Origin of the sequence: Streptomyces sp. NPDC056061, from assembly GCF_042266885.1 — a bacterium.
Lineage (GTDB): Bacteria > Actinomycetota > Actinomycetes > Streptomycetales > Streptomycetaceae > Streptomyces.
Map to the genome: position 1 here is coordinate 1 of NZ_JBHJWQ010000016.1, position 22981 is coordinate 22981.

Consider the following 22981-nt stretch of genomic DNA (forward strand, 5'->3'; position numbering starts at 1 on the left):
TCCCCGGGCAGATCCGGGGAAGGGGCGGGCCTCCGCCGTACGGGGCCGGGGCCGGGGCCTGGAGCCTGGGGCCTACTTCGCCTCGGCCTTGAGGAGCTCGGCGAGCTCCTCGTCGGACTCGCGGCCCGGCGTCGGCAGGTTGAACTTGGTGATCGCGAAGCGGAAGACCACGTAGTAGACCGCCGCGAAACAGAGGCCGACGAGCATCAACAGCCACGGCTTGCTCGCGATTCCGAGGTTCAGCAGGAAGTCGACGGCACCTGCCGAGAAGCCGAAGCCGTCCTTCATGCCGAGCGCCCAGGTGAGGGCCATCGAGACACCGGTCAGCACCGCGTGCACCGCGTAGAGCGCCGGGGCGATGAACATGAACGTGAACTCGATCGGCTCGGTGACACCGGTCACGAAGGCGGTGAGCGCGAGGGAGAACATCATGCCGCCGACCACCTTGCGGCGCTCCGGGCGGGCACAGTGCACGATCGCGAGGCAGGCCGCCGGAAGGGCGAACATCATGATCGGGAAGAAGCCGGTCATGAACTGTCCGGCCGTCGGGTCACCGGCCAGGAAGCGGTTGATGTCGCCGCTCTTGCCCTGGAACTCACCGGCCTGGAACCACGGGAACGAGTTCAGCAGGTGGTGCATGCCGACCGGGATCAGCGCACGGTTGGCGACACCGAAGATGCCCGCGCCGACCGCGCCCGAACCGACGAGCCACTCGCCGAAGTTGTGCAGCCCGGTGCCGAGCACCGGCCAGATGTAGCCGAAGACGATGCCGATGACCAGACCGGCGAACGCGGAGAGGATCGGGACCAGGCGGCGCCCGCCGAAGAAGCCCGCCCAGGACGGCAGCTTCGTCCGGTAGAACCGCTGGTAGAGCAGCGCGACCACGATGCCCATCACCACACCGCCGAGGACCTTCGCGTCCACCGGGGCGTCCGTCATGACGACCTTGCCGTCGACGACCGTGGCGACCTGCGGGAGGTTGCTGTCCGTGAAGGTGGCCAGCACCTTCTGGAAGACCAGGTAGCCGGTGACGGCCGCGAGCGCCGTCGAACCGTCCGACTTCTTGGCGAAGCCGATCGCGATGCCGACGGCGAACAGCAGCGCCATGTTGTCGAGGATCGCGTTGCCGCCCGCGGCCATGAAGGACGCGATCTTGGTGATGAAGGCCGGGAAGGAATCCCTGCCGAGCATGTCGTCGTTGCCGAGACGGACCAGCAGCGCGGCCGCGGGCAGCACCGCGACGGGCAGCATGAGGCTGCGGCCGATGCGCTGCATGACGGCCATCGCGCCGGCGCCCCTCTTCTTCGTGGCCGCGGACGCGGCGTCTGCCGTGGACATCAATTCCTCCATGGGGGCAAGGCACCGCCCAGGTCGGTGACGAGGGGGGGAGGCGGTGACTCGAAGAAACGCGGCAGAGCGCCACGTGGTCTGGACCACTCGGTGGTTTAGACCAGTTGTAGCACGGTGTGGGTTGGATAAGGAACCTTCGCATTCCGACTGCTTCGCATGAGTGATCGCCCACCCTCGGTGACGCGGCGAAGGCCCCCGGACAACAGGGTCCGAGGGCCTTCGCCGACTGGGCCGAAAGGCCCGTGTGACGTGCTACTTCGTGAGATCTCGCTCGATCTCCGCCTCCAGTTCGTCGGGTTCCCGCCCCGGTGTCTGGAGGTTGAAGGCAATGATCGCGAACCGGAAGATCGCATAGTACGCGGCGGCGAAGACCAGGCCGATCGGGATGATCAGCCACGGTTTGGTGGCCAGGCTCCAGTCGATGACGTAGTCGATCAGCCCGGCGGAGAAGCTGAAGCCGGCCTTCACGCCGAGCGCCCACGTCACCGCCATCGATACACCGGTGAGCACGGCGTGGAACCCGTACAGCAATGGCGCGACGAAGAGGAACGAGTACTCGATCGGCTCGGTGATGCCGGTCACGAACGAGGTGAGGCCGACCGAGAGCATCATGCCGCCGACCGCCTTGCGGCGATGCGGCTTGGCGCAGTGGTAGATCGCCAGTGCCGCGGCCGGCAGGGCGAACATCATGATCGGGAAGAAGCCCGAGGTGAACTGCCCGGCCGTCGGGTCGCCCGCCAGGAACCGGTTGATGTCACCATGCACGACGGTTCCGTCCGGCTTGGTGAAGTCGCCGAACTGGAACCAGACGAAGGTGTTCAGGAACTGGTGGAGGCCGATGACCAGCAGGGCCCGGTTGGCGATGCCGAAGATGCCGGAACCCAGCCAGTCCAGATCCGCCAGCCACTTGGAGAAGCTGGTCAGGCCGTCCCCGACCGGCTGCCAGAGCCAGGCGCACAGGGCGGCGAAGAGCAGGCCGACGAAGGCCATGATGATCGGCACGAGCCGACGGCCGTTGAAGAAGCCCAGCCAGTCCACCAGCTTCACCCGGTGGTAGCGCTGCCAGAACCAGGCGGACAGCAGCCCCATCACGATTCCGCCGAACACCCCCGGGTTCTGGTACTCGGCCGCCGTCACCTTCGCGTTCTCGGTGACGCAGGTGCCGAACCAGGTGCCGCTCGACGTGAACGTCGAGCCCGGCGCGCAGTCCACCGGGAAGGCGTGCAGCACCGCGTAGTAGACGAGGAAGCCGGTCACCGCGGCGAGCGCGGTCGAACCGTCCGACTTCTTCGCCATGCCGATCGCGACGCCGATGCAGAACAGCAGTGGCAGGCCGAGCCCCGAGTCGAGCAGTGCGCCGCCCGCGGCCGCGAACACCTTGGCGACGTTCGTCCAGCCGAGGCCGTCGGCGCCGAACACGTCGGGCTGGCCCAGCCGGTTGAGGATGCCCGCCGCGGGCAGCACCGCGATCGGGAGCTGGAGGCTGCGGCCCATCTTCTGGAGGCCCTGGAAGAAGCTGTTCCACCACGTCTTGCGCGGCGCTGCGGCGGCGGCACTGCTGGAGCTCATCGGCGTCCTCCCGGAACACGGGGCGGTCGGCGGTCGTTGCAAACTGGTGTAGACCACTTGGGGTACGGGGCGTAACCCGCCTGGAAGACGAGGATCGGTGATCGTCATCTTTGAGGACGGTTCAGTCGCCCGCTCGCGAAGCTGGGCCAAACGTGCGTTACGGTGACGAAACGGACCCAGGGTGGGCCGTCGCACGCATGTGAACAAGCAGGGAGAACGCCATGGCCAGCAAGGCCGAGAAGATCGTCGCCGGGCTCGGCGGTATCGACAACATCGACGAGATCGAGGGCTGCATCACGCGCCTCCGCACCGAGGTCCACGACCCGAGCAAGGTCGACGAGGCCGCGCTCAAGGCCGCCGGGGCCCACGGCGTCGTCAAGATGGGCACCGCGATCCAGGTCGTCATCGGCACCGACGCCGACCCGATCGCCGCCGACATCGAAGACATGATGTGACCGGCCGGACCTCCCGCCAGAACCCCGGTGGAACCCGTCGACGGTCTGTCGGCTGAGCCGGACCGCCCGACCGCCCGACTGCCCGACGGTCCGGCCGCCCCGGCCCCCCCACAGGCCCCGCCCCTCAGGACGGGGCCTGTCGCCGTAGGACACCGGACGGCGGACACCGGACGGCCCGCGCCACCGCCCACCGTCGGCCCGCACCGCACCGGTCCCACCGGCCCCGCTCCATCTGCCCGGCCCTGCAGTACATCCGGCCCCGTCCCACCCGACCGGCCCCCGCCCCGCACCCGAACGGCCGCCGCCCCGGCACCCGATAGGGTCGACGCCATGTCTCGCATCGACGGCCGCACCCCCGAACAGCTCCGCCCCGTCACCATCGAACGCGGTTGGAGCAAGCACGCCGAAGGCTCCGTACTCATCGCCTTCGGCGACACCAAGGTCTTCTGCACCGCCTCCGTCACCGAGGGCGTCCCCCGCTGGCGCAAGGGCAGCGGCGAGGGCTGGGTCACCGCCGAGTACTCCATGCTGCCCCGCTCCACCAACACCCGCGGCGACCGCGAGTCCGTCCGCGGCAAGATCGGCGGCCGCACCCACGAGATCAGCCGACTCATCGGCCGTTCACTTCGCGCCGTCATCGACTACAAGGCCCTCGGCGAGAACACCATCGTCCTGGACTGCGACGTCCTCCAGGCCGACGGCGGCACCCGTACCGCCGCCATCACCGGCGCCTACGTCGCCCTCGCCGACGCCGTCGCCTGGGCCCAGCGCAAGAAGCTCGTCAAGCACGGCCGCAAACCGCTGACCGACACCGTCGCCGCCGTCAGCGTCGGCATCGTCGACGGCACCCCCCTCCTCGACCTCTGCTACGAGGAGGACGTCCGCGCGGAGACCGACATGAACGTCGTCTGCACCGGCGACGGACGCTTCGTCGAGGTCCAGGGCACCGCCGAGGCCGCCCCCTTCGACCGCAAGGAACTCGGCGCCCTCCTCGACCTCGCCACCGCCGGCTGCGCCGACCTCACCGCCCTCCAGCACGAGGCCCTCGCCCGCACCCTCGACGCGTGACGGACCGGGCGACGCGGTAGCCCCCGCGCCACCGCAGCCTCCCGCGCCACCACGCGGACCCCCTCCGGCACCGAGGCAACCGAGCACGCACCGCACGCGTCATCACGCACACGGGCGCACGGGTCGAACCGTGCGCCCGTCCGCGTGTCCGCACCAGGGGAGGAACCGCACCATGGCCGACACCACCACCCGCCGCCGCACCACCGCCACCGCACTGACCCTCGTCGGCCTCGGCCTCGCCGTCACCGCGGCGACCGGCTGCGGTGCCGTCGACAAGGCGCTCGACTGCGTCCGCACCGCCGACGCCATCGCGAGCAGCGTCGACAACCTCCAACAGGCCGTATCCAACGCCACGAACGATCCCACTCAGGCGTCCGAGGCCCTCGACGACATCGAGAAGGAACTCGGCGACCTCGGTGACCGGACCGACGACGCCGACCTCGGCAAGGCCGTCGATCACCTCACCACCGCCGTCTCCAACGTCCGCGATGCCATCGACAAGGGCGACAACAGCCTCGACGCCACCCCGGTCGCCGACGCCGCCAAGGAGATCGGCAAGATCTGCACCCCCTGAACCGGGACCGCGTTCCGACCGGAGCCATGCGCCGACCTGCGCCGATGACCCGTCCCCGATACTGGGGGACATGACCCGCCTCATCCTCGCCACCCGCAACGCCGGGAAGATCACCGAACTCCACGCGATCCTCGCCGACGCCGGCCTCGACCACGAACTCGTCGGCGCGGACGCGTACCCCGAGGTCCCCGACGTCAAGGAGACCGGCGTCACCTTCGCCGAGAACGCCCTCCTCAAGGCCCACGCCCTCGCCGCGGTCACCGGCCACCCCGCCATTGCCGACGACTCCGGCCTCTGCGTGGACGTACTCGGCGGCGCCCCCGGCATCTTCTCCGCCCGCTGGGCCGGCACCCACGGCGACGACAAGGCCAACCTGGACCTGCTGCTGGCCCAGCTCTCCGACATCGACGCCTCCCACCGCGGCGCCCACTTCGCCTGTGCGGCGGCCCTGGCCCTCCCCGACGGGACCGAACGCGTGGTCGAGGGCCGTCTCACCGGCACCCTGCGCCACACCCCGTCCGGCACCAACGGCTTCGGCTACGACCCGATCCTCCAGCCCGACGGCGAGAACCGTACCTGTGCGGAACTGACCCCGGCGGAGAAGAACGCGATCAGCCACCGCGGCAAGGCATTCCGGGCCCTGGTGCCGGTGGTGCGGGAGTTGGTGGGGTGAGGCATGCCAATGGGCCGCCCGAGACCGGGCGGCCCATTGGCATGTGCGGCCGGTGGGACTCGAACCCACACGGGATTTCTCCCACGGCGTTCTAAGCGCCGCTCGTCTGCCATTCCGACACGGCCGCCCGCCGACTCATCGTATCGGGCAGGGCGCTGAGTACGAGAGTGGGTTTGTCAATGTGTACTTCGGCGACGGCCTCCGCGACACCAGGTGTCCGTGATGGCGTGGCAGTTCGGACACAGAAGCCGCAGGTTCTCGGCTCGGTCGTCGCTCCAGTCGCCGTTGATGTGGTCGATCTCCAACGTCAGGGGTTTGCCCTGCCAGCACGGACTGGTGCCGCACTCGGCGCATCTCTCGGGCACGCCGATCTCGGTGAGTGCCCGACGCAGCAGTGTGGTCCTGGTGCGATGAGAACCCTCGCGTTTCACCAGTACCTCTTCAGGGCGCTTGGCGGGAGTGGGGCCAGGCAGGCCCCGTTGGTGCGCTTGGCCCAGAAAGTGCGCGGTCGAAAGCCCTTCTTCACCGATCCACCGTCGCAGCAGGCTCCGTTGGTACTGGCTGTCGGGGCGGCCGAGCCTGCGCAGCAGATCGGCGAAGGAACGAGAGTTCTCCACCGCCTCGCGCAGTGTGCTGCCTGCCGGACGAACCCTGGTACGGGCGGGGCCGGCATGACGGAAGTGGGAGATGTCGATGGCGAAGTGGGCGAAGCGATGGAGCAGGTACTTCTTCAGCTTGTTGTACGGACGCGTCCCGAAGAAGGCGACGACCTCGTCGATGTCGGAACACTGCTTCGCTGCCTGGAGCAGCAGCTCGTATGTGTATGTGCGGCTCCGGCTCATGGCATACCGGCCCGGGCTCGACGGCTCCTGGCGCGACCGCGATAGGTGTCGGTCACCGAGTGGCAGTTGGGACACAGCAGCCGCAGGTTCTCCAGGCGGTTGTCCCACCACTCGCCGTTGACGTGATCCACCTCAAGGGGCAGCGGTCGGCCCCGCCATACGGGTTCCGTTCCGCAGGTCGCGCACCGTTGAGCAACGCCGAGTGCAGTCATGGCGGACTTGAGGCGAGCTCCGGGAACGCGGCGGGCATGCGGTGAGCGTCCTCGACGAGCAGTTGTCGGGTCGTGCGGCGACGCTGCTTCTTCCCCGTTCTCGTCGGCCGGGTGAAGTGGGTGGTGTCCAGGCCGTACGACTTGATGCGACGGCTGATGTTGGTGTGGTGGCCGCCGACCGGCTCGACGCCGAGGCGCCGAAGCACCTCGTGCACGCTGGTCGAGGCCGCGACCACGGGTTCGAGGACCTCCCTCGTCCAGCGGGAGCCTTCGCGCTCGAAGTGCTTGGTGTCCACGCCCATCTTCCTCATGCGCTCGCGGACGTAATGCCTCGTCGGGCTTCTCGGGTCCACTCCGAGCCGTGCCAACGCCTCCGACAACGTCCGCGAGGATGCGGCCGCCTCGGCGAGCCGTTCTCGCGTGTACGGACTTGCCCCCATGCTTCCCCTCCGTGTCCGGCCGCGTGTTCGCGTCCCCGTACGGATCAACGAGCCGCCTATCGGAGCGTCACGTCCGATATCCGACAAAATGTGGAATGACCTGCACCGTTTCAAGCGAAGCCGAAGCGGCGAAGGGTATTCCGGTGAGTGGGAGTGCTCGGATCAGAACTTCGGGTCCGGTGTCTGCGAGGCGGCGAGCCCCGCCGCCTCCTCGGGGGTCGCCACCGACGGTGGGGAGCCGGCCAGGGGGCGTCGGGCGGTCTCCTTCATGCAGGCCACGGCGATCACGCCGACCAGGGCGGCGGCCATCGCGTAGTAGGCGGGCATCAGCTGGCTGCCGCTCCAGCTGATCAGGGCCGTGATCACCAGCGGGGTCGTCCCGCCGAACAGCGAGGCCGAGAGGTTGTAGCCCACGGACAGGGAGCCGTAGCGGACCTGGGTGGGGAAGAGGGCGGGGAGGGCGGCGGACATGGTGCCGAGCATGCAGACCAGGGAGAGCCCCAGCATCAGCATGCCGGTCGTGATGGCGAGGACGCCGCCCTGGCGGATGAGCAGGAACGCCGGCAGGGAGAGGAAGAAGAACCCGAGCATGCCGGTCGTCAGGAGCGGCTTGCGCCCGAAACGGTCGGACAGCCTGCCGACCCGGCTGATGACCAGCATCAGGAAGACCATCACGGCGAGCAGGACGAGCAGGCCGTGCGTCTCGCTGTAGCCGAGTTCGTCGGAGAGGTACGTCGGCATGTACGACAGCAGCATGTAGTCGGTGATGTTGTACGCGCCGACCAGGCAGATGCAGAGGATCAGCGTCGGCCAGTACTGCCGGAAGATGGTGGCGAGGTCGCCCTTGGTGGTGGTCTCGACCCCGTCGGCGGCCTCGGTGGCGTGGACGGTCCCGCCCTCCAGCTTCTGGAACGCGGGCGTTTCGTCCAGGCGCAGCCGCAGGTAGAGGCCGACCAGGCCGAGGGGGCCCGCGACGAGGAACGGGATGCGCCAGCCCCACGCCTCCATCCGGGCGGAGTCGAGCAGCGCGGTGAGGGCGGTGACGAGTCCGGCAGCGCCGACGTAGCCGGCCAGGGTGCCGAATTCGAGGAAGCTGCCGAAGTAGCCGCGGCGCTTGTCGGGGGCGTACTCGGCGATGAAGGTCGAGGCGCCGCCGTACTCGCCGCCGGTGGAGAACCCCTGGACCAGGCGGAAGAAGATCAGCAGGACGGGGGCCCAGAGACCGATGGTGGCGTGGGAGGGAATCACGCCGATCGCGAAGGTGCCGACCGCCATCATGATCATGGTGAGGGCGAGGACCTTCTTGCGGCCGATCCTGTCGCCCATGGGGCCGAAGAACATGCCGCCGAGGGGCCGCACCAGGAAGGCGACGGCGAAGGTGGCGAAGGAGGAGAGGAGCTGGGTGGTGTCGTTCCCGGACGGGAAGAAGACATGGCCCAGTGTGACGGCGAGGTAGGAGTAGATCCCGAAGTCGAACCACTCCATGGCGTTGCCGAGCGATGCGGCCTTCACGGCACGTCGGACGGCCCGTTCGTCGGTGACGGTGATGTCCGTCCGGCGCAGCTTCGGGTTCTTCCGCTGCTGGATCGCGCGGAAGAGGGTGGGGTGGCGTTTCACCGCATCCGGATCGGCGGCCTGAGGGGGGTCGGGGGCCGCCATGACCGGGTCCTTTCCTCGGGGGCGTTCCAGGAAGGGCTTCTGCGCGGTCGTGGCGGCCCCAAACCGGTGCGGCGGCCGAATGTGACGTCCCTCATACGCGGATGCTTGCCCGTGGCATGTGGGTGTTCGTCATCCGCGTCGGGCCGTTCGGGGTGATCCTGGCCGGGAGCCGGGAGCCGGGAGCCGGGAGCCGGGAGCCGGGAGCCGGGAGCCGGGAGCCGGGAGCCGGGTGGGCGGGGAACCGGGGCCGGGGCCGGCCGCCGGGGATCGGATGCCGTGGGTCAGATGCCGAGGTCCTTGATGATCTTGGCCACGTGGCCGGTGGCCTTGACGTTGTACAGGGCTCGTTCCACCTTGCCCTCCTCGTCCACCACGACGGTGGAGCGGATGACCCCGGTCACCGTTTTGCCGTAGAGCTTCTTCTCGCCGAAGGCGCCGTACGCGGTGAGGGTCTCCTTGGAGGGGTCGCCGACCAGGGTGACCTTGAGGTTCTCCTTCTCGCGGAACTTCGCGAGCTTCTCCGGCTTGTCCGGTGAGACGCCGATGACGTCGTAGCCGGCGTCGGCGAGCAGCTCCAGGTTGTCGGTGAAGTCGCAGGCCTGCTTGGTGCATCCGGGAGTCAGGGCGGCCGGGTAGAAGTAGACGATGACCTTGCGGCCCTTGTGGTCGGCGAGCGAGATCTCGTTGCCGTCGGCGTCGGGGAGGGTGAAGGCGGGGGCGGTGTCGCCGGGCTGGAGTCGCTCGCTCATGGTTCTCCTCAGGTGGCACGTGGGATGTACGGGACCGAGCGTAATAGGGGTGCCGCCGGGTGCGTGGGCGGTCGAGCTGACAGACTGTCGATGAGGATCTACCGGACGAGTACCACGGAGGCGGCGCGGTGTCGGATGCCAGGACCCCTGCGCAGATCGAGGCGGACATCATCAGCAGGCGCGAGCAGCTTGCCGTGGTGCTCGACGAGATCGGGGTGCGGGTGCACCCGAAGACGATCATGGATGATGCGAAGGCCAGGGCGGCCGAGGCCGTGGACCGGACGGCCGGGCGTGCCTACGTCGCGGTGAACCGGACGGTGTCGGACGTGAAGGCGCAGTTCGTGGACGAGGACGGCGCACCGCGCCTGGAGCGGGTGATCCCGGTCGCGCTGCTCGCGGTCGGCGTGGTGGGCCTGATCGCGTCGGCGAAGCGGCGCCGGAAGAAGTGATGCTGCGGTCCGCGCACCCCGGAGGGGTGCGGAGCGGTGCGGGGCAGGTAGGTTGCGGGTCGTGAGCGAGAACACCGACGACAAGCTGCCCATCCGCATGTTGCACGACCGTGTGCTGGTCCGGTCCGATACGCCGGAGGGCGAGCGGCGCTCGGGCGGCGGCATCCTGATTCCGGCGACGGCCGCGGTGGGCCGTCGGCTGTCCTGGGCCGTCGTGGTCGCCGTGGGCCAGAATGTGCGGACGGTGGAGCCCGGCGACCGGGTGCTGTACGACCCCGAGGACCGCGCGGAGGTCGAGGTGCGCGGCGTGGCCTACGTGCTGATGCGCGAGCGGGATCTGCACGCGGTGGCGGCGGACCGGTTCGAGGGCTCGGTGGACTCCACCGGACTCTATTTGTAGTCGGCATCTGTAGTCGGCTTGTGCCGTCGGCGGGATGTGCCGTCGCGGTCGAATCGTCATCGGCGGGCGGCAGTCGGCCGTCAGCCGTCGGCAGGCGGTGTCCGCCGCCCGCCGCCCGTCGGTGCCCCCGACGGATGCACCTCGGTGTGTGGCCGAGGGGCCGTGGCGATCCGCATGGGCCTGGTGACCGGCGTCACCAGGTCCTTTTCCTATTTTTTGCTACGGTGTGACGACCCGACGAGACGCGCCGTACCGGGATTCGCAAAGACGACGCACCCGGATTGTTCGCATGTTCTCTCTCGTCGGAGGTGCTGTCATGGCATGGGTTCTGCTGGTCATCGCCGGTCTGCTGGAAGTGGCCTGGTCGATCGGTATGAAGTACACCGAGGGGTTCACCCGGCTGTGGCCGAGCGTGTTCACCGGTTTCGGGATCGTGGCGAGCATGGTGCTGCTCTCCCATGCCGCGAAATCACTGCCGATCGGCACGGCGTACGGGGTGTGGGTCGGCATCGGTGCGGCCGGGGCGGCGGTGGTCGGCATGGTGGTGCTGAACGAGCCGGCCACCGCCGCCCGGATATTCTTCGTCTGCCTGTTGCTGGTGGCCGTCGTGGGGCTGAAGGCGACCTCGGGTCACTGACCGGTCGGCCTCACTGATGGGGCGTCGGGGTGCCGTGGGGAGCCGGAGTCCCCGGGGCGCCCGGGCGGAGGTCCTGGCCGCCGGGGCCGTCGCCGACCCCGCCCCGGTCGCCCCCCGCTCCGATGGTCCCGCCTCCGTTCGCCGGTCCGCCTCCGTTTGCGGGTCCGCCCCCGGTGGCCGGTCCGCCGCCGGGTGGGTTGCCGGTGTTGGCGCCCCCGGTGCCGTCCGTGTTCCCGGTGCTCGTGCTGCCGGTGGCGGGTTCGTTTCCACCGGGGCTCTGCGGGCTGCCGGGAGGGATGGTTCCCGGGAGCTGTGGCGGCGTGCCGGACGGGCCCTGCGACGGTGTCGCGCCGGTGTCGGTACCGGTGGGCGGGGCGAACTCGTCGGCTCCGTCCTCAAGTTCGAGATCGAAGTCCTTGACCGCGGTGGTGCGCAGTGCCGCTTCGGTGTACTGGCCCCAGATCTGGGCGGGCGGTCCGCCACCGCTCATCCGGGACAGCCCCAGAGCTCCGTAGAGCGACTTCTGGGTGCCGGTCTTCGGGTCCTGGCCCATGACCGCGACGACGGTGGCGAGGCCGGGGGTGTATCCGGCGAACCAGGCGGCCTTGTCGTCCTCGGCGGTGCCGGTCTTGCCGGCGGCGGGACGGCCTGCGGACTGGGCGGCGGTACCGGTGCCGCCCTCGACGACGCTCTGGAGGATCGAGGTGGTGGTGTCGGCGGCCGTGCGGCCGACGGCCTGCCGGGTGCTCCGGTCGGGGAGCGTCAGCTCCTCGCCGCCCTTGCTGACCTTGTCGACGAGGACGCGCGCGTGGTGCCTGCCGTGGTCGGCGAGGGTGGCGTACGCCTCGGTCATGTCGAGGACGCTCGCGGTGGCGACCCCGAGCGCGATGGACGGGGACGGGGTGAGGTCCGGGGTGCTCGCGGGGATGCCGAGGGCGACGGCGGTCCGCTTGACCCGGTCGGGGCCGACGTCCTCGGCCATCTGGGCGTACACGGTGTTGACGGAGCGGTCGGTGGCGGTGCTCACGGTGATGTAGCCGTAGCTGCGGTCGTCCTCGTTGGCGGGGGCGTAGCCGGTGGGCCCGTTGGGGCCCTGGACCATGCGTTTGTTCTCGCCGTCGTAGTAGGTGCCGGGCGTGATGTGACGGCCGCGCTCGTTGATGGAGTCGTTGTCGACGGCGGAGGTGAAGACGAACGGTTTGAAGGTGGAGCCGACCTGGTAGTCGCGGCGGGTCGCGTTGTTCACGTACTGCTTGGTGTAGTCGACGCCGCCGTACATGGCCACGACCCGGCCGGTGGCGGGGTCGATGGAGGCGCCGCCGACGCGGACGTAGCGGTCGACGGCCCGTTCGCCGCTCGTCTGGGACATGACGTTGTCGTCGACGGCCTTCACGAGCGCGTTCTGCTTCTTCTTCTCCAGCGTGGTGGTGATCCGGTAGCCGCCGGTGGCCAGGGTGTTCTCGTCGACGACGCCGTGGGAGGTGAGGTAGTCGTCGACGGCCTGGACGATGTAGCCGCGCTGTCCGGACAGCCCGGTGGGCGGCTTGACCTTGCCGGGGACGGGGAATTCCATGGCGGCGCGTTCGGCGGCGCCGATCCACTTCTCCTTGACCATGCCGTCGAGCACGTAGTTCCAGCGGCCGAGGGCTGCGGCCCTGTTCTCCGGGTGGACGACGACGTCGTAGGCGCTGGGGGCGTTGAGGAGCGAGGCTAGGTAGGCGCCCTGGGCGGTGGTGATCTCGCCGATGTCCTTGTTGTAGTAGGCCTGGGCGGCGGCCTGGATGCCGTAGGCGTTGCGGCCGAAGTAGCTGGTGTTGAGGTAGCCCTGGAGGATCTGGTTCTTGGACTGCTCGCGGTTGAGCTTGACCGCGATGAAGAACTCCTTGATCTTCCGGGTGATGGTCTGTTCCTGGCCGAGGTAGTAGTTCTTGACGTACTGCTGGGTGATGGTCGAGCCGCCCTGGGTTCCCTTTCCGGAGACGGTGTTCCAGGCGGCACGGACCATGGCCATGAGGTCGACGGCCCGTTCGGAGTAGAAGTCGCGGTCCTCGGCGGCAAGGACCGCGCGCTGGACGGTGAGGGGGATCTGGGCAAGCTCGACGTTCTCCCGGTTGATGTCACCGGAGCGGGCGATGACGCTGCCGTCCTTGTAGAGGTAGACGTTGGACTGCGCGGTGGCACTGGCGTTGGCGGCCGGGATCTCGACGAGTTCGTACCCGGCGACGAGGCCGCCGATCAGGAGCACGGCCAGGAGGAACACGCCGCCCAGGGCCATCCGCCAGCTGGGGACGGCGCGGCGCCAGCCGGTCCGGGCGGGGCGCCCGCGCTTCTTCGCCGTGCCGGCGTCGCCTTCGCCCCCTCCGCCGTCCTGCTGTCCGCCGTCCTGGTGTCCGCCGTCCTGGTGGCCGAAGGCGGCCGTGCCGCCTCCGGCGCCGCCGTTCTCCCGGGCGGACCACCGGTCCCCGGGGGGCCGGCCTCGGTGCTCGTGTCCTCCGCCCGGCTGCTGTGGCTCGTCGCTCATGTCTGTGCAGACTCCTCGCGCGCGGTCAGTTCCCCCATAGTGCACTTTTCCGGGGAATAAACACCGGATCGACCCTGGAAAAGCGGTCGCGGCGGTTGCCCCCACCGGGCTAAGGTCGTGCGCTTTGGTGCCCGGCGGCCTCGGGGTACCCGGACGAGGGGAGAGGTGCGGTGCGGTTGTACGCGGTGGTGGCGGCGGGCGGGTTCCGGCGCTACGCCACCTACCGGACCGCGACGGCGGCGGGGGTGTTCACCAACACCGTCTTCGGATTCATCATGGCCTACACCTACATCGCGCTGTGGGACGAGCGCCCGCAGCTCGGCGGCTACGACATGCCCCAGGCACTCACCTATGTGTGGCTGGGACAGGCGCTGCTGATGACCTGCGCCATGATGGGCGGCGGCTTCGAGGACGAACTCATCGAACGGATCCGCACCGGTGACGTGGCGGTCGACCTCTACCGGCCCGCGGACCTCCAACTGTGGTGGCTGGCGGGCGATCTGGGCCGGGCGGCGTTCCATCTGCTGGGCCGCGGGGTGGCGCCCATGCTGCTGGGATCGCTCGCCTTCGAACTCGCGCTGCCCACCTCGCCGGGGATCTGGATGGCCTTCCTCGTCTCGGTGGCGCTCGGTGTCGTGGTCAGTTTCGCGATCCGCTACCTGGTGGCGCTGTCCGCGTTCTGGCTGCTGGACGGGGCCGGGGTCTCGCAGATCACGTCCCTGGCCGGGCTGTTCTTCTCCGGGATGCTGCTGCCGCTGACGCTGTTCCCGGGGGCGTTGGGAGAGGTGGCGCGGGTGCTGCCGTGGTCGTCGCTGCTCCAGGTGCCCGCCGATGTGTTCCTCGGCAAGTACACGGGGTGGGGCCTGGTGGAGGTGTACGCGTTCCAGGGCGGCTGGGCGCTCGCGTTGCTGCTGGTGGGCCGATTGGTGCAGACGGTGGCGACGCGGAGGGTGGTGGTCCAGGGTGGCTGAGACGGCCGGTGCGGTGGAGACGGCCGGGGCCGCGGGGGACGGGGGCGCCGGTGACGGCCGGACCTCGGGCACGCCCGCGACGGTGTACGTCGAGCGGTCGCGGCTCGTCGAGGGGGTTCGGGCGTACGGGCTGATCGCGACGATGTGGCTGCGGTCGACGATGACGTACCGGGCCTCGTTCGCGATGACCGCGTTCGGGAACTTCGCGGTGACCGCCTTCGACTTCGTCACCATCCTGCTGATGTTCGCGCACGTCGACGCGCTGGGCGGGTACTCGCTGCCGGAGATCGCCCTGCTGTACGGGCTCTCGGGCACGGCGTTCGGCCTCGCCGACCTGGTGATGGGGTCGACGGACCGGCTGGGGCGGCGGGTGCGCGACGGCACGCTGGACACCCTGCTGGTACGGCCGGTGCCGGTGCTGGCGCAGGTGGCGGCGGACCGGTTCGCGCTGCGCAGGCTGGGGCGGATCACCCAGGGGGCGCTGGTCCTCGGGTACGCGCTGGTGGTGCTGGACATCGAGTGGACGCTGCTGAAGGCGGCCATGATTCCGTTGATGCTGCTGTGCGGGGCGGCGATCTTCTCGGCGGTGTTCGTGGCCGGGGCGGCGTTCCAGTTCGTCGCACAGGACGCCTCGGAGGTGCAGAACTCCTTCACCTACGGCGGGACCACGCTGCTCCAGTACCCGCCGTCGATCTTCGCGAAGGACCTGGTGCGCGGGGTGACGTTCGTGGTGCCGCTGGCCTTCGTGAACTGGCTGCCCGCGCTGTATGTGCTGGGCCGGGAGTACCCGCTGGGGCTGCCGCAGTGGGTGGCGTTCCTGCCCCCGGCGGTGGCCGCCCTGTGCTGGCTGCTCGCGGGCCTGGCCTGGCGCAAGGGCCTGCGGGCGTACCGCAGCACGGGCAATTGACCGGGGCGGTCCGGGCCGTCGGGGCCGGAGCCCCGGTGGCCGTACGGGCTCGGTGGTCGTACGGGCCCGGATCGGTACGGGGACACATGCAGGCGCGAGGACAGGACAGAGGGGCATCGGACATGGACGCGGAATCAGAAGCGGTGGCAGGGGCCGGCGCCCGTTCGGGTAAGCGGACCGACACGCGTTCGGGACGGCGGATCGACACCCCTTCGGGAAGGTGGACCGGCACCGTCCCGCACGTCGCCGCAGACACCGCCACCGCCGTGGACACCACCACCACCGCGGACGACCGCGGGAACGCCGACGACCACGGAAACAACGATGACTTCATCGTGCTGGAAAACGTCGAGAAGGTCTTCGACGTGCGCCGCAAGACCGGCTTCATGCGCCGGGAGCGTCGTCGGGTCCGCGCGGTCGATTCGCTCAGCTTCCGTGTCCCGCGCGGCGAGATGGTCGGCTACATCGGCCCCAACGGCGCGGGGAAGTCGACAACGATCAAGATGCTGACCGGCATTCTCACCCCGAGCGGCGGCCGCTTGCGGGTGGCGGGCGTCGACCCGTCCAGGGAGCGTACGAGGCTGGCGCACCGGATCGGCGTGGTGTTCGGACAGCGCACCACGCTGTGGTGGGACCTGCCGTTGCGCGACTCGTACCGGCTGATGCACCGGATGTACCGGATTCCCGATGCCCGCTTCCGGGAGAACCTCGACCGGTGCGTCGAACTCCTGGAACTGGGCGAGCTGTTGGAGGTACCCGTACGACAGCTGTCGCTGGGGCAGCGGATGCGCGGCGACATCGCCGCGGCGCTGCTGCACGATCCCGAGGTGCTGTATCTGGACGAGCCGACGATCGGCCTCGACGTGGTCTCCAAGGCCAAGGTCCGCGGCTTCCTGCGGGACCTGAACACCGAGCGCGGCACGACGGTGCTGCTGACCACGCACGATCTGACGGACATCGAGCAGCTCTGCCGACGGGTGATGGTGATCGACCACGGCAGGCTGATGTACGACGGCTCGCTCGCCGGACTCCACGAGGTGGGCGGGAGCGAGCGGATGCTGGTGGTCGACCTGGAGCGCCAACTTCCGCCCATCCGCATCGAGTCGGTGCCGTCCGTCCGTACGGTGAAGGTGGAGGGGCCGCGCCAGTGGCTGTCGTTCCCGGCCTCGGAGTCGGCCGCCCCGCTGGTCGCCCGGATCGCCGCGGACTATCCACTGGCCGATCTTTCGGTCCGGGAACCGGACATCGAGGCCGTGATCGCGAAGATGTACGCCTCGGCCGGCGATGTGCGGGCGCATGGGGATCGGTGACGGAAGCGTGCGCGTTCAATAGGCTTCGCGGTATGACAAGTGATCTCCCGGAGATGCGTGCTTCCGATGCCGAGCGCGAGCGAGTCGCCGAGACCCTGCGTGAGGCGGTGGCCGAGGGCCGGCTCGACTTGGAGGAGTTCGAGCAGCGTCTCGAAGCGACCTACCGGGCGCGTACACACGGGGAGCTGGAGCCGATCGTCCGGGACCTCCCGGCCCCGGGCACGACGGTGACCCCGGCCGGCACGGCCCCGGCACGGACGGGCACCGGTTCGGCGGTGCGTTGGGCGGACCGGATCGGCAAGCCCGCCACGTCGGGCGGCGCGTTCGCGTTCTGGGGCGGCTTCCGGCGCCACGGGAAGTGGACGGTGGGCCGGAAGTTCACCGCGTTCGCGTTCTGGGGCGGCGGCGAGATCGATCTGCGCGAGGCCGACTTCGAGGACCGCGAGGTGGTCATCCGCTGCTTCGCGGTCATGGGCGGCATGCATGTGACTCTTCCGCCGGATCTGCACGCCGAGGTCAGGGGGATCGGCATCATGGGGGGCTTCGGCGAGAGCACCAAGAACGAGGGTGTCGTGTCGCCCGACGCGCCCCGGGTCCGGATCACCGGCTTCGCGCTGATGGGCGGCGTCGGCGTGGAGCGCAAGCACAGCAAGGCGGAGGAGCAGCGGCTGAAGGAGGCCGAGCGGGCGCGGGAGCGGGAGCTGGACGGCGAGCGCGCACGCGGGCGGCTGGAGAAGGGCGGGGGCGGGGGCGGCGACGGCCGTTGAGAGCCGCTGGGGGCTGCCCAGGCTGCCGAGCCGCTGGGGGCTGCCGAGGGGGCCGGCATCGGGGCGGCGTCGCCCCGAGGTCGGCCCCGGGCCCCGGCGTCAGAACCGTCCGTCGGTGGGCGGTCGTTGCTCCAGAACCGCCGGGTCGATCAGCGAGCCCAGCCGCCGATAGCCCGAGTCGTTCAGGTGGAGATGGTCGCCGGAGTCGTAGACGGGCAGCAGCCGGGTCGGGTGGTGCGGGTCGCGGGCTGCCCTGTCGAAGTCGATGAACGCGTCGAAGATCCCGCCCGCCCGGATGCGTTCGTTGACCCGCTCCCGTACGGCGTTCTGCGCGGGCGACCAGGTGCGGTACCCCTCGTACGGCATCAGGGTCGCCCCGACGGCGCGCAGCCCGCGGGCGTGGGCGCGCAGAACCAGGGAACGCAACGCGTCCGTGATGCGTTGCGGGTCGGTCTCCCGCGGGCGTTTCTGCACGTCGTTGATGCCGAGTGCGATGACGACCGTCCGGGCCCCGGCGATGTCGAGGGCGTCGTGATCGAAGCGGTTGCTCGCCCGCGGGCCGGTGCCGTCGCGCAGGACGCGGTTGCCCGCGATGCCGGCGTTGACGACTCCGTACCGGTTCCGCAGGCGATCGGCGAGCACGTCGGGCCAGCGGCTGTTCGTGTCGAGGGTGGAGCCGGTGCCCGCGGTGAGGGAGTCACCGATCACCGCGATCGTTCCGGCGGCGTTCGCCTGGTGGACGTCGACGGCGGTGAGGTAGCGCCAGTCGGTGGTGGGCCGGGTGCCCCGCTCGTCCTCCAGGTACGACGTCTGGTGGCTGCGCGGGTGGCCCGTCACCGGGCCCTCCGCCGCCGGGGTGCGCAGGGTGACGACGAGATCGGCGTCGGCGGCGACCGGGACCACGACCGGATCGCTGACGACCCGGCCGCCCGCGGCGATCGTCACGGCGGCGGCGCCGCGGAACGTCACGGGCCGGGTGTCGACCGCGGCATGGTCCACGAGCAGCGGGTGCGTGCCGAAGGCGTTGGACAGGGTGATGCGGGCGGCGTCGCCACCGATGCTGGTGTGCACGATGTTGTGGACGGTACGCCGGGACGGACCGCCGCCGCTCCGTGACTCCTCCGTCACCCCCGCCGTGGGGGCCGCGGACCAGGTGCCGACCCAGAGTCCGGCGGACCGGGCGGGCGCGACCGGTACGACCGTGGGGGCCGGTGCGACGGGTGTGTGGGCCACGGACCACGGGGCGGGGACGCCGCCCCCCGACGGGTACGTGCCCGAACCCGCACCGGAGCCGGAAGCGGAATCCGAACCGTAAGCGGAACGTGACGGGGAGCCGGAGAACAGCAGCGGGCCGACGGGCGCCGCCGCGGCGGCGAGTACGGCGGTGACAGCCACGAGGGCGATGAGCGGGGCGTGTCCCTGACGCCTGGGCATGAACGGTGTTTCTCCTCGTGGTTGTCGGGTCGGTCCCATGATGGGGCAGGGCGTCGGGAACTCGACGTGCGGCACGGGAGTAGGCCAGGTAGGCACAATGCGTACGGAACACCCGGGGTGATGCGTACGCGGACAGGTGGAGCGGAGCGGATGGAACGGAACGACGGGGCCGGGCTCGGGGAGCCGGGTTCGGAGAGAGCCGGCGCGGGAGAACCGGGTTCGGAGAGAGCGGGCGCGGGAGAACCGGGTTCGGAGAGAGCGGGCGCGGGAGAGACGAAGCCCGCAGTGGAGCGGGCGGCGGGCGCGGCCCGTCCCGGCCCGGGAAGGCGGCCGATGCCCCTCGCCGCGTTCGCGTACACCGAGGCCGACGAGGAGAAACGGCGCGGTGTGCGCCGGATGAAGACCACGGCCACGGGCCTCCTGCTGCTGGTCGCGCTCGTGTACGGGCTCGCCACCTGGGCGGGGAACGCGGGTGTGGGCGGCTGGCCGGGCTTCGTCGCCGCAGCCGCCGAGGCGGGCATGGTGGGTGCGCTCGCCGACTGGTTCGCCGTCACCGCGCTGTTCAAGCATCCACTGGGCCTGCCGATCCCGCACACCGCCATCATCCCCACCAAGAAGGACCAGCTCGGACAGTCCCTGGGTTCCTTCGTCGGCGAGAACTTCCTCTCCGGCGATGTGGTGCGCGGCCGTATACATGCCCTCGGTATCGGGGGCAGGCTCGGGGCCTGGCTGGCCGAGCCGGCCCACGCCGACCGGGTCACCGCCGAGCTGTCGACCGCGCTCCGCGGCGCACTGACGGTGCTGCGGGACTCGGACGTGCAGGCCGTGGTGGGGGAGGCGATCACCCGGCGGGCCAACGCGGCGGAGATCGCGCCCGGTCTCGGCAAGATGCTGGAGAAGGTCGTCGCCGACGGCGGCCACCGCCGAGTGGTGGACCTGATCTGCGTACGGGCCCATGACTGGCTGGTGCTGCACGGCGATTCGGTGATGAACGCGGTGCAGGGCGGGGCGCCGGGCTGGACGCCGCGGTTCGTCGACAAACGGGTGGGGGAGCGGGTCTACAAGGAACTGCTGCGGTTCGTCACGGAGATGCGGGACATGCCCGGACACCCGGCGCGCGCCTCGATCGACACCTTCCTCACCGACTTCGCGGCCGACCTGCAGACGGACCCGGACACCCGGGCGCGGGTGGAGCGGCTGAAGTCGGAGATCCTGGGGCGCGGCGAGGTCCAGGAGGTCATCGCCTCGGCCTGGTCGTCGGTCCGGACGATGATCATCAACGCGGCGGACGACGAGCAGAGCGAGCTGCGCCGACGGGCGCGCGCCTCACTGCTGACGCTCGGCGCGCGACTGGCGACGGACGGACGCATGCAGGCCAAGCTGGAGGGCTGGCTGGAGGACGCGGCGGTGTACGTGGTGACGACGTACCGCGCGGAGATCACCTCGCTGATCAGTGACACGGTCGCGAGCTGGGACGCGGAGCAGACGTCGAAGAAGATCGAGGCGCACATCGGCCGTGACCTCCAGTTCATCCGGATCAACGGCACGGTTGTGGGCGCGCTGGCGGGCCTGCTCATCCATACCGTGACCTGGGCGCTGGGGGCGTAGCGCCGGCCTCTTCCGCCGTGGCCGGGGATCGGGCCGGGCCGCGGATCGGACCGCGGCCGGGGTCGGGTATCGGGCTGTGAACGGGGACAGGGACGGGGCCGGGGCCGGCGCCGGGTATCGGGCCGTGGATGGGGCAGGGGCCGCTGACCGCGTCGAGCCCGGAGCCTGTCGGGTGACCGCCGACCGGCCGAACGGGACAGGCCGACGGTCACCGGGGCCGGGCAGGCGGCCCCCCCGGTGGGCTCTCAGTGGGGGCAGCGCGTGACCGCCCACGACGCGGCGGCCATGCCGCCCGCCACCGCGAACACGGCGGGCCAGGCGCCGACCTTCTTGGCCAGCGGGTGCGAACCGGCGAACGCGGCCACGTACGCGGCGGCCAGCCCGGCGGCCGCGCGCGGCCCGGCCTGCCGGTTCCACTCGTACGCGGCGACACCACCGGCGGCTGCGAGGGCGACCCCGCCCAGCGGGCGCTTCCCGGTCCACCGCGCGACCGCGTACCCGCCGACCAGCCCGCTCGCCGCCACTGCCGCTGCCGGAACCTTCACCATCGCAGCCACCTCCGCCTTCTCGTCTTCGTGGTCCGGGCCGGGGCCCGGGACTTCGAGGCTAACGCGATGCCCGTCGTTCCCGTCGCGGAGGGGGTGCACAGGCGTTTACCCTGGGGTGAACGCCTGTGCACCCCAGGGCTTTGTGTGCCCCGGGGCGAGGCCCTGCCGCCGACGCCCAGTGAAGCCCGCCGCCGACCAGTACGGAGAGCCATGCCCGCGGACATACCCGCCCCGGACCTCGTGCCGGACCCCGTTCCGACCTCCGCCCCGGACCCCGTTCCGACGGCTGCCGCAGACCTCGTTCCGACCGCTGTCGCGAACACCGCCCCGACTTCCGCCCCGACTTCCGCCCCGACCCCCGCCCGGAACCCCCGCTTCGCCGTCGGGGTGCTGGCCTTCTGCGGGGTCGTGGTCGCGGTCATGCAGACGATCGTCGTGCCGCTGCTGCCGCACATCCCGAAGCTCACCGGCGCCACCCCCGCCGCCGCCAGCTGGCTGGTCACCGTCACGCTGCTCACCGGCGCCGTCTTCACGCCCGTCCTGGGCCGGGTCGGCGACATGTACGGGAAGAGGCGGGTACTCGTCGCCTCGCTCATGGTGCTGGTGCTCGGTTCGGTGCTGTGCGCGATCAGCTCCCACATCGGAGTACTGATCACCGGCCGCGCCCTCCAGGGTGCGGCGATCGCCGTGGTACCGCTGGGCATCAGCATCCTGCGCGACGAACTCCCGCCTGAGCGGGTGCTGTCCGCGGTGGCGCTGATGAGCTCGACGCTCGGCATCGGCGCCGCGATCGGCCTGCCGGTGGCGGCGCTCGTCGTGGAGAACTTCGACTGGCACACGATGTTCTGGGTCTCGGGAGCCATCGGTGTCATCGACATCCTGCTGGTGCTGCGGTGTGTACCGGAGTCCCCGCTGCGCACCCGCGGCCGTTTCGACGCCGTCGGCGCCCTGGGGCTGTCCGGCGCCCTGGTCTGCCTGCTGCTCGCCGTCACCCAGGGCTCCGACTGGGGCTGGACCTCGGGCCGGACGATCGGTCTGCTGGTGGCAGCCTTCGTCGTGGCATCGGCCTGGGGTGCGTACGAGCTCCGCGTCCCGACGCCCATGGTCGACCTGCGGGTCTCGGCCCGTCCGGCAGTCCTGCTCACCAACGTCGCCGCCCTGCTGATCGGCTTCGCCTTCTACGCGAACTCCCTGGTCACCGCGCAGATGGTGCAGGAGCCGAAGGAGACGGGCTACGGGCTCGGGGCGTCGCTCGTGGTCAGCGGGCTGTGTCTGCTGCCGGGCGGCGTGATGATGGTGGCGCTCTCACCGGTCTCGGCCCGGATCTCCAGGGCGTACGGGCCGAAGGTCAGCCTGGCGCTGGCGGGCGGTGTGATCGCGGTGGGATACGTGGTGCGGTACTTCACCAGCCACAGCCTCTGGCTGATCATCGCCGGGGCGACGGTCGTGGCCTCGGGAACGGCCCTCGCGTACTCGGCGCTGCCCGCGCTCGTCATGCGGGGCGTCCCGGTCGGCGAGACCGGCGCGGCCAACGGGCTCAACACCCTCATGCGGTCGATTGGGCAGGCGTGCTGCAGTGCCACGGTGGCCGCCGTCCTGTCCGGGCTCACGTTCAGGGTGGGCGGGGGCCTGGTGGCCCCGACGCTCCACGCCTACCAAGTGGTCTTCCTGATCGCGGGGGGCGCGGCGCTCGCGGCGCTGCTGGTCACCCTGTGCCTGCCGGGCGGCCGTACGGCCGCGGCGGGTACGGTCGAAAGCGGCGGCGACACCGCGGGCGCCCGGAAGGACGGCGCGCGGACGACGTCGGTCCACGAGACCCAGGAGACCCAGTAGATCCA

21 protein-coding genes, 1 tRNA gene, 1 pseudogene and 1 riboswitch are annotated in these 22981 nt (G+C 70.5%); of the genes and pseudogenes, 13 read left to right on the top strand and 10 right to left on the bottom strand.

Going from position 1 to position 22981, the window contains the following annotated elements:
- Positions 1 to 72 precede the first annotated feature (72 nt).
- Both ACFC79_RS22065 and ACFC79_RS22070 read right to left on the bottom strand, forming a co-directional pair.
- Positions 73 to 1338 (bottom strand): PTS transporter subunit EIIC, encoded by a 1266-nt coding sequence (locus ACFC79_RS22065; protein WP_376242601.1) that lies wholly within the window; start codon positions 1336 to 1338, stop codon positions 73 to 75.
- 264 nt (positions 1339 to 1602) lie between these two features.
- Positions 1603 to 2919, bottom strand: a complete 1317-nt coding sequence (locus ACFC79_RS22070; RefSeq protein ID WP_376242603.1) for a PTS transporter subunit EIIC — start codon at positions 2917 to 2919, stop codon at positions 1603 to 1605.
- Positions 2920 to 3140: 221 nt separating this feature from the next.
- Between ACFC79_RS22070 and ACFC79_RS22075 the strand changes: the two genes are divergently transcribed.
- The 4 genes from ACFC79_RS22075 (at position 3141) to rdgB (ending at position 5689) form a co-directional block, all read left to right on the top strand.
- Positions 3141 to 3374: a glucose PTS transporter subunit EIIB gene (locus ACFC79_RS22075; RefSeq protein ID WP_014046255.1), complete on the top strand. Its 234-nt coding sequence runs from the start codon at positions 3141 to 3143 to the stop codon at positions 3372 to 3374.
- Positions 3375 to 3704: 330 nt separating this feature from the next.
- Positions 3705 to 4442 (top strand): ribonuclease PH, encoded by a 738-nt coding sequence (gene rph / locus ACFC79_RS22080; protein WP_376242605.1) that lies wholly within the window; start codon positions 3705 to 3707, stop codon positions 4440 to 4442.
- 172 nt (positions 4443 to 4614) lie between these two features.
- On the top strand, positions 4615 to 5016 hold the full coding sequence (locus tag ACFC79_RS22085) for a hypothetical protein (protein ID WP_376242607.1): 402 nt from the start codon (positions 4615 to 4617) through the stop codon (positions 5014 to 5016).
- 70 nt (positions 5017 to 5086) lie between these two features.
- Complete coding sequence (gene rdgB, locus ACFC79_RS22090) at positions 5087 to 5689, top strand: RdgB/HAM1 family non-canonical purine NTP pyrophosphatase (RefSeq protein ID WP_376242609.1); 603 nt, start codon at positions 5087 to 5089, stop codon at positions 5687 to 5689.
- A 44-nt stretch (positions 5690 to 5733) separates the two neighbouring features.
- Here rdgB and ACFC79_RS22095 read toward each other — a convergent pair.
- The 5 genes and pseudogenes from ACFC79_RS22095 to bcp all read right to left on the bottom strand — a co-directional run bounded on the left by ACFC79_RS22095 (position 5734) and on the right by bcp (position 9591).
- Positions 5734 to 5816: transfer RNA gene (locus ACFC79_RS22095), tRNA-Leu, on the bottom strand.
- Positions 5817 to 5865: 49 nt separating this feature from the next.
- Positions 5866 to 6531 carry an HNH endonuclease signature motif containing protein gene (locus tag ACFC79_RS22100; RefSeq protein ID WP_376242610.1) on the bottom strand — a complete coding sequence of 222 codons (666 nt, stop codon included), beginning with the start codon at positions 6529 to 6531 and terminating at the stop codon, positions 5866 to 5868.
- Positions 6528 to 7183, bottom strand: a pseudogene (locus ACFC79_RS22105) (HNH endonuclease). Before ACFC79_RS22105 ends, ACFC79_RS22100 begins: the two are co-directional and overlap by 4 nt.
- Positions 7184 to 7345: 162 nt before the next feature.
- Positions 7346 to 8842: a glycine betaine/L-proline transporter ProP gene (proP, locus tag ACFC79_RS22110; RefSeq protein ID WP_376242612.1), complete on the bottom strand. Its 1497-nt coding sequence runs from the start codon at positions 8840 to 8842 to the stop codon at positions 7346 to 7348.
- Between the two features lie 281 nt (positions 8843 to 9123).
- On the bottom strand, positions 9124 to 9591 hold the full coding sequence (bcp, locus tag ACFC79_RS22115) for a thioredoxin-dependent thiol peroxidase (RefSeq protein ID WP_376242614.1): 468 nt from the start codon (positions 9589 to 9591) through the stop codon (positions 9124 to 9126).
- A 128-nt stretch (positions 9592 to 9719) separates the two neighbouring features.
- Here bcp and ACFC79_RS22120 point away from each other — a divergent pair, with 128 nt between their 5' ends.
- From ACFC79_RS22120 to ACFC79_RS22130, 3 genes are all read left to right on the top strand, one after another.
- Positions 9720 to 10040, top strand: a complete 321-nt coding sequence (locus tag ACFC79_RS22120) for a DUF3618 domain-containing protein (protein ID WP_376242616.1) — start codon at positions 9720 to 9722, stop codon at positions 10038 to 10040.
- Positions 10041 to 10101: 61 nt separating this feature from the next.
- A complete protein-coding gene (locus tag ACFC79_RS22125; RefSeq protein WP_189545184.1) occupies positions 10102 to 10440 on the top strand; it encodes a co-chaperone GroES in 339 nt (112 codons plus the stop codon).
- Between the two features lie 213 nt (positions 10441 to 10653).
- Positions 10654 to 10717, top strand: a riboswitch (guanidine-III (ykkC-III) riboswitch).
- Between the two features lie 39 nt (positions 10718 to 10756).
- Positions 10757 to 11077, top strand: a complete 321-nt coding sequence (locus ACFC79_RS22130) for a DMT family transporter (RefSeq protein WP_376242618.1) — start codon at positions 10757 to 10759, stop codon at positions 11075 to 11077.
- A 10-nt stretch (positions 11078 to 11087) separates the two neighbouring features.
- Here ACFC79_RS22130 and ACFC79_RS22135 read toward each other — a convergent pair whose 3' ends face one another.
- Entirely contained in the window at positions 11088 to 13598 is a 2511-nt protein-coding gene (locus ACFC79_RS22135; protein WP_376242620.1) for a transglycosylase domain-containing protein, read from the bottom strand.
- Positions 13599 to 13768: 170 nt separating this feature from the next.
- Here ACFC79_RS22135 and ACFC79_RS22140 point away from each other — a divergent pair, with 170 nt between their 5' ends.
- The 4 genes from ACFC79_RS22140 to ACFC79_RS22155 all read left to right on the top strand — a co-directional run bounded on the left by ACFC79_RS22140 (position 13769) and on the right by ACFC79_RS22155 (position 17553).
- The gene (locus ACFC79_RS22140) at positions 13769 to 14569 is read left to right on the top strand and encodes an ABC transporter permease (RefSeq protein ID WP_376242621.1); all 801 of its coding nucleotides are present in this window, start codon (positions 13769 to 13771) and stop codon (positions 14567 to 14569) included.
- Positions 14562 to 15476: an ABC transporter permease gene (locus ACFC79_RS22145; protein WP_376242623.1), complete on the top strand. Its 915-nt coding sequence runs from the start codon at positions 14562 to 14564 to the stop codon at positions 15474 to 15476. Before ACFC79_RS22140 ends, ACFC79_RS22145 begins: the two co-directional genes overlap by 8 nt.
- A 122-nt stretch (positions 15477 to 15598) precedes the next feature.
- Complete coding sequence (locus tag ACFC79_RS22150; RefSeq protein ID WP_376242625.1) at positions 15599 to 16786, top strand: ATP-binding cassette domain-containing protein; 1188 nt, start codon at positions 15599 to 15601, stop codon at positions 16784 to 16786.
- A 53-nt stretch (positions 16787 to 16839) separates the two neighbouring features.
- Positions 16840 to 17553 carry a DUF1707 domain-containing protein gene (locus ACFC79_RS22155; protein ID WP_376242899.1) on the top strand — a complete coding sequence of 238 codons (714 nt, stop codon included), beginning with the start codon at positions 16840 to 16842 and terminating at the stop codon, positions 17551 to 17553.
- A gap of 99 nt (positions 17554 to 17652) precedes the next feature.
- Here ACFC79_RS22155 and ACFC79_RS22160 read toward each other — a convergent pair whose 3' ends face one another.
- The gene (locus ACFC79_RS22160; protein ID WP_376242627.1) at positions 17653 to 18987 is read right to left on the bottom strand and encodes a GDSL-type esterase/lipase family protein; all 1335 of its coding nucleotides are present in this window, start codon (positions 18985 to 18987) and stop codon (positions 17653 to 17655) included.
- Positions 18988 to 19137: 150 nt separating this feature from the next.
- On the opposite strand from ACFC79_RS22160, the gene ACFC79_RS22165 reads away from it, so the two are divergent.
- On the top strand, positions 19138 to 20595 hold the full coding sequence (locus ACFC79_RS22165) for a DUF445 domain-containing protein (RefSeq protein WP_376242629.1): 1458 nt from the start codon (positions 19138 to 19140) through the stop codon (positions 20593 to 20595).
- A gap of 245 nt (positions 20596 to 20840) precedes the next feature.
- On the opposite strand, the gene ACFC79_RS22170 is transcribed toward ACFC79_RS22165, so the two are convergent.
- Complete coding sequence (locus ACFC79_RS22170) at positions 20841 to 21143, bottom strand: hypothetical protein (RefSeq protein ID WP_376242631.1); 303 nt, start codon at positions 21141 to 21143, stop codon at positions 20841 to 20843.
- A gap of 210 nt (positions 21144 to 21353) precedes the next feature.
- On the opposite strand from ACFC79_RS22170, the gene ACFC79_RS22175 reads away from it, so the two are divergent.
- Positions 21354 to 22976: an MFS transporter gene (locus ACFC79_RS22175; protein ID WP_376242633.1), complete on the top strand. Its 1623-nt coding sequence runs from the start codon at positions 21354 to 21356 to the stop codon at positions 22974 to 22976.
- Positions 22977 to 22981 lie beyond the last annotated feature (5 nt).

Bases quoted from the DNA above. Each gene is read 5' to 3' on its own strand.
- bcp (WP_376242614.1), bottom strand. From the start codon at position 9,591: ATGAGCGAGCGACTCCAGCCCGGCGACACCGCCCCCGCCTTCACCCTC.
- ACFC79_RS22155 (WP_376242899.1), top strand. From the start codon at position 16,840: ATGCGTGCTTCCGATGCCGAGCGCGAGCGAGTCGCCGAGACCCTGCGT.
- ACFC79_RS22085 (WP_376242607.1), top strand. From the start codon at position 4,615: ATGGCCGACACCACCACCCGCCGCCGCACCACCGCCACCGCACTGACC.
- ACFC79_RS22065 (WP_376242601.1), bottom strand. From the start codon at position 1,338: ATGTCCACGGCAGACGCCGCGTCCGCGGCCACGAAGAAGAGGGGCGCC.
- ACFC79_RS22165 (WP_376242629.1), top strand. From the start codon at position 19,138: ATGGAACGGAACGACGGGGCCGGGCTCGGGGAGCCGGGTTCGGAGAGA.
- proP (WP_376242612.1), bottom strand. From the start codon at position 8,842: ATGGCGGCCCCCGACCCCCCTCAGGCCGCCGATCCGGATGCGGTGAAA.
- ACFC79_RS22130 (WP_376242618.1), top strand. From the start codon at position 10,757: ATGGCATGGGTTCTGCTGGTCATCGCCGGTCTGCTGGAAGTGGCCTGG.
- ACFC79_RS22075 (WP_014046255.1), top strand. From the start codon at position 3,141: ATGGCCAGCAAGGCCGAGAAGATCGTCGCCGGGCTCGGCGGTATCGAC.
- ACFC79_RS22175 (WP_376242633.1), top strand. From the start codon at position 21,354: ATGCCCGCGGACATACCCGCCCCGGACCTCGTGCCGGACCCCGTTCCG.
- ACFC79_RS22135 (WP_376242620.1), bottom strand. From the start codon at position 13,598: ATGAGCGACGAGCCACAGCAGCCGGGCGGAGGACACGAGCACCGAGGC.
- ACFC79_RS22100 (WP_376242610.1), bottom strand. From the start codon at position 6,531: ATGAGCCGGAGCCGCACATACACATACGAGCTGCTGCTCCAGGCAGCG.
- rdgB (WP_376242609.1), top strand. From the start codon at position 5,087: ATGACCCGCCTCATCCTCGCCACCCGCAACGCCGGGAAGATCACCGAA.
- ACFC79_RS22150 (WP_376242625.1), top strand. From the start codon at position 15,599: ATGGACGCGGAATCAGAAGCGGTGGCAGGGGCCGGCGCCCGTTCGGGT.
- ACFC79_RS22070 (WP_376242603.1), bottom strand. From the start codon at position 2,919: ATGAGCTCCAGCAGTGCCGCCGCCGCAGCGCCGCGCAAGACGTGGTGG.
- ACFC79_RS22160 (WP_376242627.1), bottom strand. From the start codon at position 18,987: ATGCCCAGGCGTCAGGGACACGCCCCGCTCATCGCCCTCGTGGCTGTC.
- ACFC79_RS22170 (WP_376242631.1), bottom strand. From the start codon at position 21,143: ATGGTGAAGGTTCCGGCAGCGGCAGTGGCGGCGAGCGGGCTGGTCGGC.
- rph (WP_376242605.1), top strand. From the start codon at position 3,705: ATGTCTCGCATCGACGGCCGCACCCCCGAACAGCTCCGCCCCGTCACC.